Raw genomic sequence first — 18,459 nt, 5'->3', positions numbered from 1 at the left:
CTTTCATCGGCACCGCGCTCAACTGGCGATGTAACGCTGCAGCTGATCCAGTTCGACCTGCTGGTCCTCGATCACCGCCTTGACCAGGTCGCCGATCGAGACCACGCCGACGACCCGGCCCGATTCGACCACCGGCAAATGGCGGATGCGCCGGTCGGTCACCAGTTGCATGCAATGGTCGGCGCTGTCGCCGAGCCCGACCACCACCACTTCGGCGGTCATGATCGCGCGCACCGGGGTATCGGCAGAGGAGCGGCCCTGCAATACGATCTTGCGGGCGTAATCGCGCTCGGACAGGATCCCGGCCAACTGCGGGCCGTCCATCACCAGTACCGCGCCGATGCGTTTCTCGGCCATCAGCCGGATGGCGTCGATCACCGGCGCGTCGGGACCGATCGCATGGATCTCAGGCGCTTTCGCCTCCAACAGCTGTCTTACGGTGCGCATGACTGTCTCCTTCCGCGAGCTGGGGAAACCGTGTCTGGTCCGAGGATACTCCTGGCGCGGGCTGCCAGGTGTCGATGAGGTAAAGCGGGCGCTGTTTCGATTCCTCGTACAGCCGGCCCAGGTATTCGCCGATCAGGCCCAGTGCGATCAACTGCACACCACCCAGGAACAGGATCACCGCCATCATCGTCGGCCAACCCTGGACCTGGTCGCCGAACAGCAACGCTTTGAGCACCACCTTGGCGCCGAACGCGAACGCCACCAGCGCCGTCGCCAGGCCCAGGTACGTCGCCAGGCGCAGCGGCGCGGTCGAGAAGCTGGTGATGCCTTCGAGAGCCAGGTTCCACAGCCGCCACAGGTTGAACTTGCTGGCCCCGGCCACGCGCGCTTCGCGGTGATAGGGCAAGGCGATGCGGTTGTAGCCGACCCAGCCGAACAGGCCTTTCATGAAGCGGTGGCGTTCGCGCAATTGCCGCAGCGCGTCGAGCGCGCGCGGCGACAGCAGGCGGAAGTCGCCGGTGTCGGCCGGGATCGGGGTGCGCGAGAGCCGCCCGATCACCCGATAGAAAGCGTGCGCGGTGGCGCGCTTGAACCAACCCTCGCCCTCGCGCTCCAGGCGCGTACCGTAGACGTCGTCGTAGCCTTCGCGCCACTTGGCGACGAACTGCGGGATCAGTTCCGGCGGATCCTGGCCGTCGGCATCGAGGATCAGGGCGGCGCCCTGCTCGACCCGGTCCAGGCCCGCGGTCAAGGCCGCTTCCTTGCCGAAATTGCGCGACAGCCGCAGCAAGGAGACCCGCGGATCGGCCGCGGCGATGCCTTGCAGGATTTCCCAGGTGCGGTCGCGGCTGCCATCGTCGATGTACAGCACTCGCCCGTCGACGCCTTGCGCGGCCAGCGCATCCAGGGCCGCGGCGATGCGCGGCTGCAGCAGCGGCAAGCTCGGCGCCTCGTCGAAGGCGGCCAGGACGACGGTGATTAGATCGCGATTCATGCCCGACATAGTAGCGGCGACGCCGGCCGCGCCGATGTGATCGCCGCTCGGCGCCGCGAGCTCTGGCCGTGCCGCGGTGGCGGCGCCCGTCCCGGCCTGTTGGCCCGAATCGCCTGGCCCGCCCCGCCCCGGCTCAGTCGATCTGCTTCAGATACCCGTTGCCGCCGATCGAGCGCATCTGCCGCTGGATCGCGCCGGCGCGGCGCTGCACGTAAGGGCCGGGCCGGGAAATGCTGTAGCGCTTGGGATTCGGCAGCACCGCGGCCATGCGCGCGGCCTCGGCCGCGCCGAGCTGGCGCGCGTCCTTGCGGTAATAGGTGCGCGCCGCCGCCTGGGCGCCGTACACGCCGTCGCCGAACTCGGCGAAGTTGGCGTACATCTCGATGATCCGGTGCTTGGACCACATCGATTCGATCAGCAGGGTGTACCAGGCCTCGACGCCCTTGCGGATCCAACTGCGGCCGCTCCACAGGAACAGGTTCTTCGCGGTCTGCTGGCTGATCGTGCTGCCGCCGCGGACCTTGCGGCCGCGCGCATTGTTCTTGCGCGCCTTCTCGATCGCCTTGAGGTCGAAGCCGAAATGCTCGGCGAAATTCTGGTCTTCCGAGGCCACCAGCGCGACCGGCACGTTCGAGGACATCTCTTCGAGGTCGCGCCAATCGTGGGCAAGACGAAAGCCGAAATCGCCCGAGCCCCAGGCTTCGAGCTGGCGGATCATCATGAACGCCGAGAACGGCGGGTCGACGAAGCGCAGGGTCGCGACCTGCAGCACCGAGGCCAGCACGAACAGGAACGGCAGGGCGATCAGCCAGCGCAGCCAGCGGCGCAGACGCCGCGGGCGCGGCGCCGGCGCGGCCGGCTCGCCTGCGGCGGGCGAGGACACACGCTCGGTCAAGCCTTGCACCGCATCGCCTCCGTCCCCACTCTTGCCCCGTGGCCGCGCGAGCGCCCATATGCCGGCACTGCTGAAATTCGCTCCGAACGCATCGGCATGCTTTCCCTCCCCCCTTCACAGGACCCCGCGCATTATCCGCGATGCGGCGTCCCGCATTCGCATAACCGCACGATCCGCGCGACCGAGAGTACGACGATGACCGAAGCCCGCCCCGCCGCCCAGCCCGACGACCGCGACCGCCTGACCCGCTTTTTGATCGAAGGGGCCGGCGTCCGCGGCGTGCGCGTCCATCTGCACGATACCTGGCGGCAGATCCGCGAACGCTCCGACTACCCGGCCGCCGCGGCCGAGCTGCTCGGCGAGGCGGCCGCGGCTGCGGCGTTGTTCACCGGCCACGCCAAGGTCGACGGCCGGCTGTCGGTGCAACTGCGCGGCAACGGCGCGCTGCGCACCTTGTTCGCCGAATGCACCGCCGCCGGCACCCTGCGCGGCATCGCCCAGCTCGACGAGGATGCCGGCGAGGTATCGCGCGACCTGCGGACCATGGGGCCGGACGCGATGCTCGCCATCACCATCGAGAACCCGGGCCTGCACGGCCGCGAACCGGTCCGCTACCAGGGCCTGGTCGGGTTGGAGTCCGATTCGCTGGCCGGCGCGTTCGAGGGGTATTTCCGCCAGTCCGAGCAGCTGCCGACCCGCTTGCTGCTGGCCGCCGACGAACGGCAGGCCGCCGGCCTGATGCTGCAGAAGCTGCCCGGCGACGAAGGCGACGACGACGGCTGGTTACGGGCCGGCGCCCTGTTCGACACCCTCAGCGCCGCCGAATTGCTCGAGCTGCCGACCGACACCCTGCTGACCCGGCTGTTCCACGAGGACGGCATCCAGTTGCTCGGCGGCAAGCCGCTGGGCTTCGCCTGCTCGTGCTCCCGGGAGCGGGTCGAGGCCATGCTGGTCTCGCTCGGCCGGGAAGAAGCCGAGGCCGCCGCGGCCGACGGCGAGGCCGAGATCCGCTGCGAGTTCTGCGGCCAGCGCTATGGTTTCGACCGCAACCAAATTGCCGGCCTGTTTGCCGCCGCAGCCCACGAAATAGAGGCTCCGGACCGGCTACAGTGAGGGCTCATCGGTCGGATTTGAGACATCGTCCCGATTGTTAAATAAACATAAACCGGCTATAGTCGGGCGGCAAGAAATGGGGAACTTGGCCGGCTTCACTCGGTCATAACGACGGTCTGCACACCTAAAGAATCCATGCTCAAGCACCTGCGCCAATTGCCGCTCGTCCTGTCGCTCGCCTTCGGCGTGGCTGCGGGCGCGCATGCGCAGGCGCTGCCGGGCAAGCGTGCAGAGCCCACCTATCTGCCGGTCTGGAACCAGAACAACGGCAAGCTGGAATACCTGCTGCAGTTGGAGCCCGCCAGCAACCAGGTGGCCGGCGCACGCTGGAAAGCCGGCAGCAACACCTTCGATGCGGCGCTCGGCCTGGAAGCCGGCGACGGCCTCGGCCTGGTCTGCGATCGCAAGACCGGCTTGGCCGGCGTGGTCGGCAATCTCGCCAATCACTGCCTGCTCGCCAGCCTCGACGACGACGACGCGCGCAACGACAGTCGCCAGGTGACCGCGGGTGCCAGCATCAGCCGTCCCGGTGGACGTGTCGGCGTCTCCGTCGGTACCGGCCGCGATACCATGCCGGCCTGGCTGAGCCCGAACAGCCGCCCCAGCCGGGTCGAACAGAACACTCTGACCGTGTACGGCCAGAAAGACATCGGCAGCGGTTATGCGCTGGTCTCGATCGGCGGCACCCGGGCGCGCGCGCGCCTGATCCCGGCCGGCGAAATGCCGGGGCTCGCCGATCGCTGGAGCAGCAAGAGCCTGACCCTCGGTGCCGGCATCGGCAACTTCGGCGCCAACATCATCGGCCGCGTCGTCGACACCCCGGGCCCGGGCCAATGGGAAGGCCTTGGCGTCGGTTTGACCTGGCGCACTCCGTGGAGCGGCCAGCTCACCGTCGGCGCTGAAAACGTCGTCACGCGCGGCAAGAATCCGTTTGCCCCGGGCAACGGCGAAAAGGACGAAGGCACGGTGCCCTACGTCCGTTACGAGCAGGATCTCTGATCGGATTTCGGTCCGGAACGCTCGATCCACCCGGGGCGATGCCCCACGGCCTGACCTCTTAGACGCTTGAAGCCTGGCCATGACGGCTGCGAGGCTCGCACCCTGCTGCGCATCGGCTGCGTCGACCATGCGGCCGACGCCGTTTTGCACGCCCGTGACAGCAGAATCGATTGCCCGGGATCGGCTTTTCGAGCCTCGGGCCTCGATTGATCGGCATCGGCCTCACCCCCGGCCGCGCCCGGCGCCCGGCCCTTGCCCCGCTTCAGGCGGCCGCTCAGCTAGCTGAATAGGCACATTAGCCGAGCGTGACGGCCGCCCCCAGAAAAAGTACGCGAAAGTACGGTGGAGACTGGCTCACAGCCCCCGCGCCGCATACGTCACAAATAGACGCTTAACGACACTTTAATTTTTCCGAAGGCGCGGTTAGGATCGGCGAACCTTGCCGGCCTTGGCGTCTGATTTGACTCCTCCGGCGGGATACACGGGTACACCAGACCGATTCGGAGAGAGAGAATGACTTTTAAAACCACCAAGCTCCGCGACGCGATCACCTTCGCGCTCGCAGTGGGCTCGACGGCCCTCGTAGGCGCCGCCGGCGCGCAGGAAGCGAGCGCCCCCGCCCAGAAGGAAGCGACCACCCTCGACCGCATCGAGGTCACTGGTTCGCGCATCCGTAGCGTCGACGTCGAAACCGCACAGCCCGTCCTCTCGATCAGCCGTCAGCAAATCGAGAAGCAGGGCTTCAAGTCTGTGGCCGACATCCTGCAGAACGTGACCGCAGCCGGCACCCCGGCCATCACCCGTTCGCAGCCGCTGTCCTCCGGCGAACAAGTCGGCGGTACCTTCATCAGCCTGCGCGACCTGGGCTCGCAGCGCACCTTGATCCTGATCAACGGTCGCCGCCTCGGCATCAGCACCACCGGCCAGCAGGACGTGTCCTCGATCCCGGCTTCGGTCGTCGAGCGCATCGAAATCCTCAAGGACGGCGCGTCCTCGATCTACGGCTCCGACGCGATGGCCGGCGTGGTGAACATCATCACCCGCACCAACTTCGAAGGCGCCCAGGCCAACGCTTACTTCGGCCAGTACGGCGAAGGCGACGGCACCAAGGAAACCTACGACTTCATGATCGGCTTCGCCGGCGACCGCGGTTCGCTGACCGCCGCCATCGAATACTCGAAGGAAGACGAAGTGTGGGCCAAGGATCGCGAGTTCTCGCGTTATCCGCAGGGCGCCACCCACCCGAACCGCGGCTGGACTCCGGTCAGCCAGTGGGGCGGCATCACCGGCATTTCGGGCGGTACCCGCGTACTGAATCCGGGCGCCGATCCGCGCTTCTACAGCAACTACCACATCGCCGACGCCACCTCGGCGGCGACGGCGGACGACATCGCGGACGCAGACGTCAGCAACTCCAACCTGCAGATGCACTTGATCAATCCGATCGAGCGCAAGTCGATCTTCGTCGACGGCCTGCTGAACATCACCGACAACGTCCGCTTCCGCACCAACTTCGCCTACAACAACCGCATCGCGACCCGCCAGATCGCCGGTTATCCGTACCAGTCGACCGCGTTCAACGGCGCCGCCGGCACCCCGATCCAGCGCACCAGCTACTTCGCGCCGGTCGGCACTCCGGGCACCGCTCCGATCTCGTTCCTGCGTCGTACCTGGGAAGTGCCGCGTACCACCGAGAGCGATCTGGACACCTTCCGCTTCGTTGGTTCGATCGAAGGTACCTTCAGCCTCGGCGACAAGTTCTACGACTGGGATGCGGGCTATCTCTACAACGAGAACAAGCTCGTCCAGACCAGCAACGGCAACCTGAGCATTCCGCGCGTGTTGCAGGCCGTGGGTCCGTCGTTCCTCAACCCGACCACCGGTCGCGTCGAGTGCGGCACCCTGGGCGCCGCCAACAACCCGCAGTACGGCTCGGGCGTCGGCCAGTGCATGCCGTGGAACCCGCTGCTGCGCCAGGGCCAGGCCGGCCAGGGCAGCCTGGACAATCCGGAGCTGCAGCGTTTCCTGATGCCGGAAGGCCACGCCACCGGCCGCACCAAGACCACCAGCTACTTCGCCAACCTGACCGGTCCGATCGTGACCTTGCCGGCCGGCGACCTGGCATTCGCGGTGGGTTACGAATACCGCAAGGAAGAAGGCGGCTTCTCGCCCGACGCGCAGGACCAGACCGGCAGCACCACCAACCTCGCCGGCGGCCCGACCTCGGGCAGCTACGACGTCAATGAAGTCTATGCCGAATTGAACGTGCCGATCCTGGCCGACATGGCCGGCGCGAGGGAGCTCAGCGTCAGCCTGGCTTCGCGTTATTCGGACTTCAACACCTTCGGCAACACCACCAACAGCAAGTTCGGCTTCAAGTGGAAGCCGATCGATTCGCTGCTGGTCCGCGGCACCTGGGCCGAAGGCTTCCGCGCTCCGACCATCAACGATCTGTACGGCGGCGGTTCGCAGACCTTCGACACCTTCGCAGATCCTTGCGATACCCGCTTCGGTTCGGCCTCCTCGGATCCGGCCGTGCTGGCTCGCTGCGAGGCTTACCGCGTCGCCAATGGCGGTACCTACAACTCGGCGACTTACCGCCAGCAGGCTCAGGGCGGCGTGCCGACCACGGGCGTCACCGCGCAGACTCCGACGCCGTTCTTCTCGGGCTCCAACGATCAGCTGTCTCCGGAAACCTCGACCTCCAAGACCTTGGGATTGGTGTGGAGCCCGGGCTTCCTGGACGGCCTGAACGTGAGCCTCGACTGGTGGTGGATCAAGATCGAGAACACGATCGTCGCCGATACCGCCACGCAGATCCTCAACGACTGCTTCGGCCGCGGAGTCACGGAGCGCTGCACCAGCGCCTTCTTCACCCGCGATCCGAACAGCGGCATCGTCAACCAGCTGCGGCGCTCGCCGATCAATGCCGGTTTCGTTGAAGCCGAAGGTTTCGACTTCGAAGCCAGCTACCGTTTCGAGACCCAGATCGGCAAGTTCGATGTCAGCTGGCAGAACACCTACGTCAGCAAGAACATCTTCAAGTCGACCACGAACCCGAACGACGTTCCGCAGCCGACCGTGGGCATCAGCTCGGGCCAGGACATCAACTTCCGCATCCGTTCGAATCTGAACGTCATGTGGGAGAAGGGTCCGTGGGGCATCACCTACGGCGCACGCTACTACTCCGGCGTCAAGGAGCAGTGCCTGAGCAACACGCAGTACCCGAGCGAGTGTGACACCCCGGATCAGCGCGCTCCCTGGTACGCCGGCCGTCGCGACTACAACAAGCTCGGCTCCAACACCTTCCATGACGTGCAGTTCCGTTTCGAGGCCCCGTGGAACGCCACGGTCGCGATCGGCGCCAACAACGTCTTCAACCACCTCGGTCCGCAGATGTACAGCCAGCCGAACTCGAACTTCGCCTACAGCGGCACGTTCGACATCGGTCGCTTCGTGTACATGAAGTACCAGCAGCGCTTCTAAGCAACACGCGTTGCCGCAACACCGGAACGGCCTCCTTCGGGAGGCCGTTTTCTTTTGCGCGGTCGAAAACCCGCGTCGCAGCGGCTTTTGCGACAAAAAAGCACTTAACAACACTTTAATTACTCGGCCAAGCCGTCTACTATCGGGCGGGCTTTGCCAATTTAGGCCTTTATGTATGCGCCGTTTGGCTAGCCCCTTTGCTTGGGACCCGTTCGTTCAGGACAGACTTGGAGAGAGAGATGACCCTGAAGACCACCAAACTGCGCGACGCGATCGTATTCGCGTTGTGCGTGGGCGCGACCAGCCTGGCCGGTACCGGCCTCGCCTCCGCCCAGGACGCCGCGGCACCCGCCGCAGCGCCCGCCGAAGACGCCACCACCCTGGATCGCATCCAGGTCACCGGTAGCCGCATTTCGATTCCCGGCCTGACCACCAACAGCCCGGTCATGACCGTCGATCGCGAAGAGATCGACCGCAACCAGCCGGTCACCGCCGAAGACTTCCTCAAGATTCTGCCGGGCGCGACGCCGGCTATCGGCCCGGGCGTGAACAACGGCGCCAATGGCGGCGCCACCGTCAACCTGCGCGGCCTCGGCGACAACCGCACCCTGGTGCTGATGGACGGCCGTCGCGTCGTTCCGTTCAACCTGTTCGGTGTAGTCGATACCAATGTCATCCCGGTCGCGTTGATCGAGAGCGTCGACCTGGTCACCGGCGGCGCGTCGGCCGTGTACGGCGCCGACGCCGTCTCGGGCGTGGTCAACTTCGTCCTCAAGCGCAATTTCGAAGGCGTCGAGGTCAACACCAGCTACGGCCAGTCGAGCAAGCAGGACGCCGACCGCCGCCGCACCGATGTCACTCTCGGTGTCAACCTGGACGACGGCCGCGGCAACGTGGTCATCAGCGTCGGCAAGAGTGATAACGACCCGCTGCTGCAGGGTGCCCGCGATTTCTCCGAGTTCAACATCGATTCGACCGACGGCATGCCGGGCGGCTCCGGCACCTCGATCCCAACCAAAGCCGGCGCTCTGGGCCAAATCAATCCCGCCACCGGCCGTTTCGACGGCATCAGTACTCCGTTCAACTTCAACCCCTACAACTTCAACCAGACCGCGCTGGATCGTTGGCAGGCCACCGCACTCGGCCGCTACGAGATCAACGAGCATGCCGAGGCTTATACCCAGCTGCTCTACACGCGTTCGAACGTGTTCTCGCAGATCGCCCCGGGCGGCCTGTTCGGCGGCCGTTTCGACCTGGGTATCGGCAACCCGCTGATTCCGGAACCTGCCCGTCAGCAGTTGTGCGCTGAGTACGGCGTCACCGGGGGTCCCTGCCAAGTGGGCAGCGCAGGCGTCGTAAGCACGACCCTGAACCGCCGCACCACTGAGCTCGGCACCCGCTCGACCGACTTCCAGAACAAGGTCTTCCAGGCCACCCTGGGTCTGCGCGGCAACATCACCGACAACTGGCGCTACGACGCCTACTGGTCGCACGGCGAAGCCGATCAGCTGACCGTGTCGGCCGGCTTCCTGTCCAAGGCCCGCACCCAGCAGGCCCTGCTGTCGACCGACGGCGTCAACTGCGTTGATCCCAGCAACGGATGTGTTCCCCTGAACCTGTGGGGCGTGGAAGGCACGATCAGCAAGGATGCGAAGAAGTTCCTCGAAGTGCTGACCTTCGCCACCCAGCGCGTCGAACAGGAAGTCTGGTCCGGCTCGGTCAACGGCGACCTGGGCGACAACTTCAAGAGCCCGCTGGCCGATTACCCGATCGGTCTCGCATTCGGCCTGGAAGGACGCAAGGTCGAAGCGATGAACAAGGCCGACGCAGCCTCGCGCGATCCTGTCGAAGTGCAGGGTTCGGGCGGCGCCAATCCGGACGTCGAAGGCAACCTGAAACTGCGTGAAGCATACGTCGAAGTTATCGCGCCGCTCATCAGCGGCAGGCCGGGCGCCTATGCCCTGAACTTCGAAGCCGGCTATCGCCACTCCGAATTCAAGTCCGGGCAGACCGACGTCGATTACGGCAGCTACAAGTACGGCCTGGAATGGGCTCCGATCGAGTCGCTGCGATTCCGTGGCATGTTCCAGCGCGCGACCCGCGCCCCGAACATCAACGAACTGTTCCAGCCTGTCTTCACTCAGCTCGACAATTCGGTGGAAGACCCCTGCCAGGAAGACTTCATCAACGCGGCCGAGGCGAATACCCCGGGCACGCTCTCCAATCTGTGCTTGCTGACCGGCGTCCCGTTGAGTGAATTCGGCAGAGTCGAGGCCCCGAGCGCGGGACAGGGCAATATCTATGCCGGCGGCAACCCAGTGCTGGGCCCGGAGAAGGCCGACACCCAGACCCTGGGCTTGGTGTGGCAGCCGATGGAAGATTTGTCGATCACCCTGGATTACTGGAAGATCGACATCAAGGACGCGATCACCCGTCCGGTCATGGACGACGTGTTCTTCGGTTGCTACGACAAGACCATTAATCCGACGCTGAGCGTTGCTCATCCGTTCTGTCAGCTGATGCTAGGCGGACGCGATGTGGCCGACGGTTCGGTCAACGGCGAGGCGCGTGGCCCGTTCCTCGACCGTTCGAACAATGGACGTATCACCACCGATGGCTGGGACCTGGGCGTTCGCTACGGCATCCCGCTGAACGACAATTGGGGCCGCCTGGACTTCGCGCTCGACCTGACCAAGACCGACTCGTACAAGTACAAGGGCCATCCGCTGGCCATCGAACGTGAGTGCGTTGGCCTGTATGGCATTTCCTGCAATACGATCGCCGGCATTATTTACGACTACAAATCGAACCTGCGTGCGGTCTGGTCGATCAACGACTTCGAGCTCGGCCTAAATTGGCGTCATTTGAGCTCGATCGATGTCGAGCCGGGCAAAGTGACGTTCGATCCGAGGTTCACCTCGATCAAGTCCTACAACTACTTCGACCTGACCATGGCGTATGAATTGCCTTGGAACGCTCGCGTTAACTTGACGATCAACAACATTGCCGACAAGAAGCCGCCGATGGTGGGCAGTAACATCGGCAACACTTCGTTCAATAGCGGCAACACGTTCCCGCAGTACTACGACACCCTGGGCCGCTACTTCACCCTGGGCCTGACGATGCGCTTCTAATAAAAAGCATCATCCGAGTCGAATTGAGGCGGGCTTCGGCCCGCCTTTTTTTGTGGGCGGTCGGAAGCGGCGGGGATGTGTTCTGGCGTTGTCTGGGCCTGCCCCGGTCCTTGCCGTAATCCGACTGCGTCAGCGGATGGAAGCTTTGCGCTTGAGGTGCCTCTCTGTCCTACGGCCGGATGCGCCGGCGCACGACAGGATGCGGTCGCGACTTGCGTCGCTCCTACCCTGACGGGCTGCCGTCGGCATCGGCGCGAGATTGATGGGTCGCGGTCGCGGCTTACGCCGCTCCTGCAGGGGATGGACTCGCAACACGGCGTTATACGCCCCCTCTCTGTAGGAGCGACGTGAGTCGCGACCGCGAATGCGCAGAGATGACGGGGCCGTCGCCATTCGTTGAAGCGGCGTGCTTTCGCCAGGGTAGGAGCGGCGTAAGCCGCGACATCGCTGCGTCAGTCTTGCGGCGCCTCTCTCGTCTAAAAGATCAAGATCAAACCCAAAGCTTCCGCCACTAAAGCGGCGGGTTACTTTCTTTTGTCTAAAGCAACAAAAGAAAGGTAACCAAAGAAGTTGCTTTTCCTTGAATCAAGGGCCCGCACGATCGATGCCGACGCGGGGCTTTTTCATACGGGACATCCCTGTCCCGATGAAAAACGGCGCGCATCCCTGCGGGCCGCCCTCCGGGTCTTCTATGGCCTTCGCGAATGCCTGGCTACGCACAGCAACAACCACCACCAAGCCAAGGCCAGCGCCGGGATCGGGGTCTGGGTCGGGGTCGGCGTCAGAACTGAAGCTAGGACTAGAAACTGCGGATAGGTAAGGCCTGAAGCTGGAACAGCGGCCCAGCCGGAACCTACAACGACCCCAACGCCCTACCCTGCGGCGGCGCCCCTCAACCCGCCAGAAAATCCCGGTGCGCGCGCATCATCGCGTCGACCATGTCGCGTTCGGCCAGCGACAGCAGCGGGTTCCATACGTCGAAGATCAGCACCACGCGCAGTTCGTCGCTGTCGTTGCGCGCTTCGTGTTCGATCGAGTCGTCGAAGATCAGCACTTCGCCGACCTTCCATTCGCGCCGCTCGAAACCGACCCGGTAACTGCAGCGCTCGGGCACGATCAGCGGCAGGTGCACGACCAGGCGCGCGTTGGTCTCGCCATGATGCGGCGGGATGTGAGTGTGCGGCGCCAGCGCAGAGAACATCGCGTTCGGGCAAACGTCGGCGATCTGGGCCATCTCCACCGCTTCCAGCGCGGCGCGGGTCTGCGGACACAGCGCCAGGTGTTCGTGCACCGGCTGGGCGTAGCTCCACAGCTTGTAGGTGCTCCAGCGCCGCGAGTGGTTGAGTTCCTGCCACTGGTTGACCGGATCGCCGGGCTGGTACTCGATGTAGGGCGTGAACTCGGCCTGCTCGTTGCGCAGCACCTCGCGCATTTCGCGCTGGATCTCGTAGGTGCGCGCTTCCAGTTCGCGCACCCAGGGAAACTGCGCGCGGTCGTGGAACGGGATCGCCGGCAGCCGCGGTATGCACAGCTGGTTGCAGTCGGAGTGATAGGGCTTGCTGCGCCCGACCATGATCGAGGCGGCCTCGTCCCAGCGGCCGAGCACGCCGGCCTCGAGCGCGGCGCGCGGGCCGCCGACGCGGTGGGCGAGAAATTCGCTGAATTCGTCGGAGTGTTGCTGGACCTTGCTCTTGGCATGGAGCAATTGGGTCTTCAGCATGTCCGGCCAATGCGGCTCCGGCGGCGCGACGGTCAGCGCATTGCGATAGGCCTGGGCCGCCGCCCGCGCCTTGCCGGTGCGTTCGAGAAACGCCGCCTTGGCCAGCAGCCCGGCCAGGAAATACGGATCGGCCACGAGCGCGGCGCTGATCGCCTCCCACTCGGCGGCAACATCGCCGCGTTCGCGCTGGACCATGCCGATCGAGAGCAGGATCATCGGGTCGTTCGGCGCGGCGCGATGCGCGGCCTGCAGCAGCTCGACCGCGCCGCGGGTGTCGCCGCGCTGCAGGGCGTGGATGCCGAGGCTGTACAGCGCCTGCGGATGCTGCGGCGCGAGGTTGCGTACCTGGCTCCACAGCGCTTCGGCTTCCTGCCAGCGGCCTGCGCGCGAGGCCAGGCCGGCGGCCTGGACCAGTTGACTGACCTGTTCGTTCAAGACCGCTTCCCTCGCCGGACGGATCTGCGATCGCGCCCGGGGCGCGATCGACACTGCATCGATGGCGCGCCGGGCGCGCCTAGGCGAGGAACATACACCGGCGGCGTTGCGCCGCCCAGAGCGGCCGCGGTTGCGGCCTGCGCGCCGGGCCAGCCCCCCGCGCGCCTGCGGTAATCAGTTCAGCTCCAGGGCCGCGTCGCCGGAGAAGGTCTCGATCTTGATCGACCCACTGCCGCTGCCGTAGCGGTGCTCGAAGCTCGAACCCGGGCCGTGCTTCGGCCGGACGATCTGCACGTCGGGCGCGCTGAGGTCGCCGCTGAAACTCTGTCCGCGCACGCTCGCCGACAGCGCGCGCGGCAGCGACAGGCGGACGTCGCCGCTGACCGTTTCCAGCGAAATCTCGCCGCCGTCGGCCAGGGCGCCAGCCACGCGCAGGTCGCCGGACACCGAATTGCCCGACAGCTTGGTCAGGCGCGACTCGCGGGTGGTCACGTCGACCTTTCCGGACACCGTCTCGATGTCGACCTCGCCGTTGAGCCGTCCGCGCAGGCTGAGGTCGCCGCTGACCGTCTGGGCCGAAACCTTCGGGCTGTTGAGGGTCAGGCGCAGGTCGCCGCTGACGCTTTCGATCTCAGCTTCGCGAGGGGCCGCGGCGACGACCACGTCGCCGCTGACGCTGTCGATGCTGAGGTCGCGCGGCGCGACGCCGTTGACGTCGACGGTGGCCGAGACCGCATCGATCTCGAGCTTGGCCTGCAGCGGCACCATCAGGCGCAGCTCGGTCGGCTCGCTGTTGTCGCCACCGACCAGGAAGCCCATGCCGCTGCCGCGGTTGGGATAGCGGACCTTGATCGACAGGTGCTCGCGGTCGCCTTCGATCTCGAGCTTCTCGACGCCTTCACCGAGGCTGCCCTCGATCTTGACCTCGGAGCGGTCCCAGGCGCGGACCTGGATGAGGCCTTTGACGTTGTCGATCTCGATGCTGCCCAGGGGGTTGAGCGGACGGGTCTGATTGATCGGCGTCGCGGCGCAGGCCGGCAACGCCGCGACCAGCGCCCACGCCAGCAGGGCGAGTACGGGAACGGCATGGCGGCGATTGCGGAGAGCGCTGCGGTACTGGGGGTGAGCGGTGGTCATCGTGGCGTCCTCCGTGGATCAGGTGTAGACCACGCGCTGTGCGAGCGCGAGGCGACGGGCATAGGTGCGGCGCAGTTGCTCGAGCAACAGCCGCGAATCGGGGTCGTGGGCGAGCGCATCGAGGATCAGCGCGGCATTGCGGTCGAGTTCGTCGAACGCCGGCTGCATCGCCTTCGCCCGCTCGGTGGCCGGGCCGATCTCGCGGATCGCCGCCTGGTATTGCCGGGTCATGCCGTCGGCTTCGCGTTGCATCAGGCTCGCAGGCGCGCTGGGCTGAGCGGCGACCGACGGCGACGACCCGGGCTCGGCGCGGTACTGCCCGGCGATGCCGATCGCCAATGCCGCCACGCTGGCCGCCAGCGCGAGCGGCGCCATCCAACGGTGGCGGGTCCGTTCGCGCGGGCGCAGCGCGGTCACCGGCGCGCCGGCTTGCCTCCCGTCGGCGGCGGCCGGCGTTTGCGCGGCGACCGACGGTGCCTGCTCGACCAGACGCGCGGCGATGGCGGGCCACAGATCGCGGGTCGGCGGCGCATCCCGGCGCAGCGCACGCAACTGCCAGCGCAAGGCGTCGGGCAGCTCGCCTTCCGGAGTGTTCGCTTCGGGGATTCGGTTGTGGTCGCTCATGCCTGCTCTCCAAGGCGCGTCCGCAGCAGACTGCGGGCGCGATGCAACTGTGCTTTGGAACTGCCGACCGCCATGCCGAGTTCGGCGGCGATCTCCTCATGCTTCCAGCCTTCGACGTCGTACAGCACCAGCACGGCACGGGCGCGGGGCGGCAGGGTAGCGACGGCGCGCTCGAGATCCATCGACAAGGCCATCACATGGCCGGCCGAGTCGGCGCTGCCGATCAGTTCGAACGCCTCCTCGTCGCTGTCCTCGAACGGCCGGCTGCGCCGTCCGCGCAGCTCCATCAGGGCGGTGTTGACCGCCAGCCGGTGCAGCCAGGTGCCGAACGCCGATTCGAAGCGGAAGTTCGGCAGCGCCTGCCAGGCGCGGACGAAGGCTTCCTGGGTAAGGTCCTCGGCGCGGGCGCCGTGGTAACCGACCAGCCGGGCGATCACGCCGTGGACCCGGCCGGCGTGGCGGCGATACAGCGCTTCGAAGGCGGCGACGCCGCCGGCCGCGGCGGCGGCGACCAAGGCCCGGTCGTCGTCGACTTCGATCGGGGCTGCGGTGTCTGGCATGTGGTCGTTCACGGCGGTCAGCATACTGAGTCCGATGCGGGGTCGGGGCTCAGGGTTTAAGGGCAGGCGGTGGATCGGGAAGAGTGGAGAGGAACGAGAGGGGTCGCGACCGGCCCGCTCCCTCGCCCGGCGGAAGCTCGCCGGCGGGGAAGCCGATACGAGGCAGGAACTAGAGATCAGGAACGAGAGGTGTCGCGACCGGCCCCTCTCCAGCCCCGGCGTAGGTCGCCGGCGACTGGGCCGGAAACGAAAGAGGAACGAGCCCCGTGCAGGCCCGACTGCGGCCCACTCGTTACTCGTTCCTCTCCACTCGTTCCTAAAAAGCTACAGCTCAGCCCTTGAGCACCGCCGCGATCCGCTGCTGCTCGTCGTGCAGGGCCTGCGGCATGCGCGGGCCGTATTCGCGCAGGTACTCGCCGATGCTGTCGAACTCGGCGGTCCAACCGGCGTGGTCGAAGCCGAACAGCTTGGCGTAGGCCTCGTCGCTGAGGCTCACTCCGGCCAGGTTGAGGTCCTGCGCATCCGGCAGGTAGCCGATCGGCGTCTCGGTGGCGCCGGCTTCGCCCTTGACCCGGCCGATCATCCACTCGATCACGCGCAGGTTGTCGCCGAAGCCCGGCCACAGGAATTTGCCGTCGTCGCCCTTGCGGAACCAGTTGACGTGGAAGATCTTCGGCAGCTGCGCGCCGTCGCGGTCGAACGACAGCCAGTGGCTGAAGTAGTCGGCGAAGTTGTAGCCGCAGAACGGCTTCATCGCCATCGGGTCGCGGCGCATCACGCCGACCGCGCCGGTCGCGGCGGCGGTGGTTTCCGAGCCCATCGCGGCGCCGACCAGCACGCCGTGGGTCCAGTCGCGCGCCTCGAACACCAGCGGCACCAGCGAGGCGCGGCGACCGCCGAACACGATCGCCGAGATCGGCACGCCGGCGGGGTTCTCCGCTTCCGGGGAGTAGCTCGGGCACTGCTTGGCCGACACGGTGAAGCGGGCGTTCGGATGCGCGGCCGGGCCCTTGGCGGCATCGTAGGCGTTGCCGCGCCAGTCGGTGACCGGAGTCCGCCCATCGTCGAGCCCCTCCCACCACGGCTGGCCGTCGGCGGTCACGCCGACGTTGGTGAAGATGGTGTTGCTCTGGATCGACTTGAGCGCGTTCGGGTTCGACTTGGCCGAGGTGCCCGGGGCGACGCCGAAATAACCGGCTTCGGGATTGATCGCGTACAAGCGGCCGTCGGCGCCGGGGCGCATCCAGCAGATGTCGTCGCCGACCGTCCACACCTTCCAGCCGGCGTGGCGGTAGCCTTCCGGCGGAATCAGCATGGCCAGGTTGGTCTTGCCGCAGGCCGACGGGAACGCGGCGGCGACGTAATGGGTCTCGCCGAGCGGGTTCTCGATGCCGACGATCAGCATGTGCTCGGCGAGCCAGCCTTCGTTGCGCGCTTGGTGCGAAGCGATGCGCAGCGCGTGGCACTTCTTGCCGAGCAGGGCGTTGCCGCCGTAGCCCGAACCGAACGATTTGATCGCCAGCTCGTCGGGAAAATGCATGATGAAACGGCGTTCGGGATCGAGCTCGCCGATCGAGTGCAGGCCGCGCACGAAGCTGCCTTCGCGCTCGATGCGGGCCAGCGCCTGTGCGCCCATGCGGGTCATCACGCGCATGTTGGCGACCACGTACGGCGAGTCGGTGATTTCCACGCCGCAACGTGCCAGCGGCGAGTCGATCGGGCCCATGCAGTACGGAATCACGTACAGGGTGCGGCCGCGCATGCAGCCGTCGAACAGCGCGTCCATCTTGGCGTGCGCCTGCGCCGGCGCCATCCAGTGATTGTTCGGGCCGGCGTCTTCGCGATCGTTGGTGCAGACGAAGGTCAGGTGCTCGACCCGGGCCACGTCGTCGGGATGCGAGCGGTGCAGATAGCTGCCCGGGTGCGTGTCCTGGTTCAGCGTTTCGAGGGTGCCGTCGGCCAGCATCTGCGCGACCAGGGCGTCGTATTCGGCATCGCTGCCGTCGCACCAGTGGATCTTGTCGGGACGGGTCAGCGCGGCGACTTGCGCGACCCATTCGTTGAGTGCGACCAGCAGGCTGCCCGCGCTCCCCGGCACGGCAGTCGCGGGGGCGGCGTCTTTCAAATTGGCATTCACGGCATTGCTCTCCAGCCGGGGGAACGGGAAAAAAAGCGAATCAAGCGGAAACAAGGCTCATGACGAAGGAATCAGCGTGGCCATCATGTGCTCGACATAGGCCTCGAATTCGTCGTGTTGCATGCGGGTCTGGTGCAACTGCAGGTTCAGTTGCAGGAAGCCGACATAGGCGGCGTAGAGCAGGCGCGCGCGATGTTGGGCATCGGTACGGCTGAGGCCGGCCTGGCGGAAGGACGCGGTGAGGTAATCGAGGCGGCGTTCGGAGACGCGCCCGATCACCGGCTGCACGGCGGGATGGTCCAGCGCCTTGAGCAACTCGGAATAGATGATGTGCGACTTGACCTCGTGGGCGACGAGGTGGAACAGCGAACGCAGGCGCTGGCGCGGATCGGGAATCGGCTCGAGCTGGCCGAACACGGTTTCCTGTTCGACTTTTTCCCAGCGCTCCAGCGCGGCGACGAGCAAGGCATCGCGCGAAGGGAAGTGCCAGTAGAAGCTGCCCTTGGTGACGCCGAGCCGGCGCGCGAGCGGTTCGACCGCCACTGCCGCGACGCCTTGTTCGGCGATCAGGTCGAGGGCCGCCTGGGCCCAGTCGTCGGCGCTGAGGCGGCCGCTGCGCTCAGGCTTGGCCTCCGGCTTGGCGTCGGCGGCCGAGACGGCGGGCGGGGTGTCGAGCTTCGGCTCGGACTTGTTCGAGGCAGGCTGGTTCATGGATGACAAGTTTAACCATACGCCACGGTCGGGAACAGTACGCAGTGCAGCAAAAAGCGACCGGCTT

13 protein-coding genes are annotated in these 18,459 nt (G+C 66.3%); 4 read left to right on the top strand and 9 right to left on the bottom strand.

Annotated features, from left to right (window positions below):
- Positions 1–18 precede the first annotated feature (18 nt).
- The 3 genes from ACSAMQ_RS07285 to mtgA form a co-directional block, all read right to left on the bottom strand.
- Positions 19–447, bottom strand: a complete 429-nt coding sequence (locus tag ACSAMQ_RS07285; protein ID WP_435395026.1) for a CBS domain-containing protein — start codon at positions 445–447, stop codon at positions 19–21.
- Entirely contained in the window at positions 407–1,441 is a 1,035-nt protein-coding gene (locus ACSAMQ_RS07280) for a glycosyltransferase family 2 protein (protein WP_435395025.1), read from the bottom strand. Before ACSAMQ_RS07280 ends, ACSAMQ_RS07285 begins: the two co-directional genes overlap by 41 nt.
- Positions 1,442–1,574: 133 nt before the next feature.
- Entirely contained in the window at positions 1,575–2,324 is a 750-nt protein-coding gene (mtgA, locus tag ACSAMQ_RS07275) for a monofunctional biosynthetic peptidoglycan transglycosylase (protein WP_435395038.1), read from the bottom strand.
- A 207-nt stretch (positions 2,325–2,531) separates the two neighbouring features.
- On the opposite strand from mtgA, the gene ACSAMQ_RS07270 reads away from it, so the two are divergent.
- The 4 genes from ACSAMQ_RS07270 to ACSAMQ_RS07255 all read left to right on the top strand — a co-directional run bounded on the left by ACSAMQ_RS07270 (position 2,532) and on the right by ACSAMQ_RS07255 (position 11,068).
- Positions 2,532–3,449, top strand: a complete 918-nt coding sequence (locus ACSAMQ_RS07270) for an Hsp33 family molecular chaperone HslO (RefSeq protein WP_435395024.1) — start codon at positions 2,532–2,534, stop codon at positions 3,447–3,449.
- A gap of 135 nt (positions 3,450–3,584) precedes the next feature.
- On the top strand, positions 3,585–4,448 hold the full coding sequence (locus ACSAMQ_RS07265; protein ID WP_435395023.1) for a hypothetical protein: 864 nt from the start codon (positions 3,585–3,587) through the stop codon (positions 4,446–4,448).
- A gap of 513 nt (positions 4,449–4,961) precedes the next feature.
- On the top strand, positions 4,962–7,934 hold the full coding sequence (locus ACSAMQ_RS07260) for a TonB-dependent receptor plug domain-containing protein (RefSeq protein WP_435395022.1): 2,973 nt from the start codon (positions 4,962–4,964) through the stop codon (positions 7,932–7,934).
- A gap of 239 nt (positions 7,935–8,173) precedes the next feature.
- Positions 8,174–11,068 carry a TonB-dependent receptor domain-containing protein gene (locus tag ACSAMQ_RS07255; RefSeq protein ID WP_435395021.1) on the top strand — a complete coding sequence of 965 codons (2,895 nt, stop codon included), beginning with the start codon at positions 8,174–8,176 and terminating at the stop codon, positions 11,066–11,068.
- An 892-nt stretch (positions 11,069–11,960) separates the two neighbouring features.
- Here the strand turns inward: ACSAMQ_RS07255 and ACSAMQ_RS07250 are convergent.
- The 6 genes from ACSAMQ_RS07250 to ACSAMQ_RS07225 form a co-directional block, all read right to left on the bottom strand.
- Positions 11,961–13,223, bottom strand: a complete 1,263-nt coding sequence (locus ACSAMQ_RS07250) for an aspartyl/asparaginyl beta-hydroxylase domain-containing protein (RefSeq protein ID WP_435395020.1) — start codon at positions 13,221–13,223, stop codon at positions 11,961–11,963.
- A gap of 174 nt (positions 13,224–13,397) precedes the next feature.
- Entirely contained in the window at positions 13,398–14,360 is a 963-nt protein-coding gene (locus tag ACSAMQ_RS07245; RefSeq protein ID WP_435395019.1) for a DUF4097 family beta strand repeat-containing protein, read from the bottom strand.
- Between the two features lie 18 nt (positions 14,361–14,378).
- A complete protein-coding gene (locus ACSAMQ_RS07240; protein ID WP_435395018.1) occupies positions 14,379–14,984 on the bottom strand; it encodes a hypothetical protein in 606 nt (201 codons plus the stop codon).
- Positions 14,981–15,544, bottom strand: coding sequence for an RNA polymerase sigma factor (locus ACSAMQ_RS07235; protein ID WP_435395017.1), 564 nt, complete (start codon positions 15,542–15,544; stop codon positions 14,981–14,983). The genes ACSAMQ_RS07240 and ACSAMQ_RS07235 overlap by 4 nt, the downstream gene beginning before the upstream one ends.
- 331 nt (positions 15,545–15,875) lie before the next feature.
- Positions 15,876–17,681 (bottom strand): phosphoenolpyruvate carboxykinase (GTP), encoded by a 1,806-nt coding sequence (locus ACSAMQ_RS07230; protein WP_435395016.1) that lies wholly within the window; start codon positions 17,679–17,681, stop codon positions 15,876–15,878.
- A gap of 57 nt (positions 17,682–17,738) precedes the next feature.
- On the bottom strand, positions 17,739–18,392 hold the full coding sequence (locus ACSAMQ_RS07225; RefSeq protein ID WP_435395015.1) for a TetR/AcrR family transcriptional regulator: 654 nt from the start codon (positions 18,390–18,392) through the stop codon (positions 17,739–17,741).
- Between the last annotated feature and the right edge of the window lie 67 nt (positions 18,393–18,459).

It is taken from the genome of Lysobacter sp. 1R34A (assembly GCF_051217035.1).
Classification (GTDB): Bacteria; Pseudomonadota; Gammaproteobacteria; order Xanthomonadales; family Xanthomonadaceae; genus Lysobacter.
The sequence above is the reverse complement of the archived record's forward strand: the minus strand, read 5'-3'. Positions and strand labels throughout refer to the sequence as shown.

Coding starts and splice junctions, on each gene's coding strand:
- ACSAMQ_RS07285 (WP_435395026.1), bottom strand. CDS start 447: ATGCGCACCGTAAGACAGCTGTTGGAGGCGAAAGCGCCTGAGATCCAT.
- ACSAMQ_RS07280 (WP_435395025.1), bottom strand. CDS start 1,441: ATGAATCGCGATCTAATCACCGTCGTCCTGGCCGCCTTCGACGAGGCG.
- ACSAMQ_RS07270 (WP_435395024.1), top strand. CDS start 2,532: ATGACCGAAGCCCGCCCCGCCGCCCAGCCCGACGACCGCGACCGCCTG.
- ACSAMQ_RS07265 (WP_435395023.1), top strand. CDS start 3,585: ATGCTCAAGCACCTGCGCCAATTGCCGCTCGTCCTGTCGCTCGCCTTC.
- ACSAMQ_RS07260 (WP_435395022.1), top strand. CDS start 4,962: ATGACTTTTAAAACCACCAAGCTCCGCGACGCGATCACCTTCGCGCTC.
- ACSAMQ_RS07255 (WP_435395021.1), top strand. CDS start 8,174: ATGACCCTGAAGACCACCAAACTGCGCGACGCGATCGTATTCGCGTTG.
- ACSAMQ_RS07245 (WP_435395019.1), bottom strand. CDS start 14,360: ATGACCACCGCTCACCCCCAGTACCGCAGCGCTCTCCGCAATCGCCGC.
- ACSAMQ_RS07240 (WP_435395018.1), bottom strand. CDS start 14,984: ATGAGCGACCACAACCGAATCCCCGAAGCGAACACTCCGGAAGGCGAG.
- ACSAMQ_RS07235 (WP_435395017.1), bottom strand. CDS start 15,544: ATGCCAGACACCGCAGCCCCGATCGAAGTCGACGACGACCGGGCCTTG.
- ACSAMQ_RS07225 (WP_435395015.1), bottom strand. CDS start 18,392: ATGAACCAGCCTGCCTCGAACAAGTCCGAGCCGAAGCTCGACACCCCG.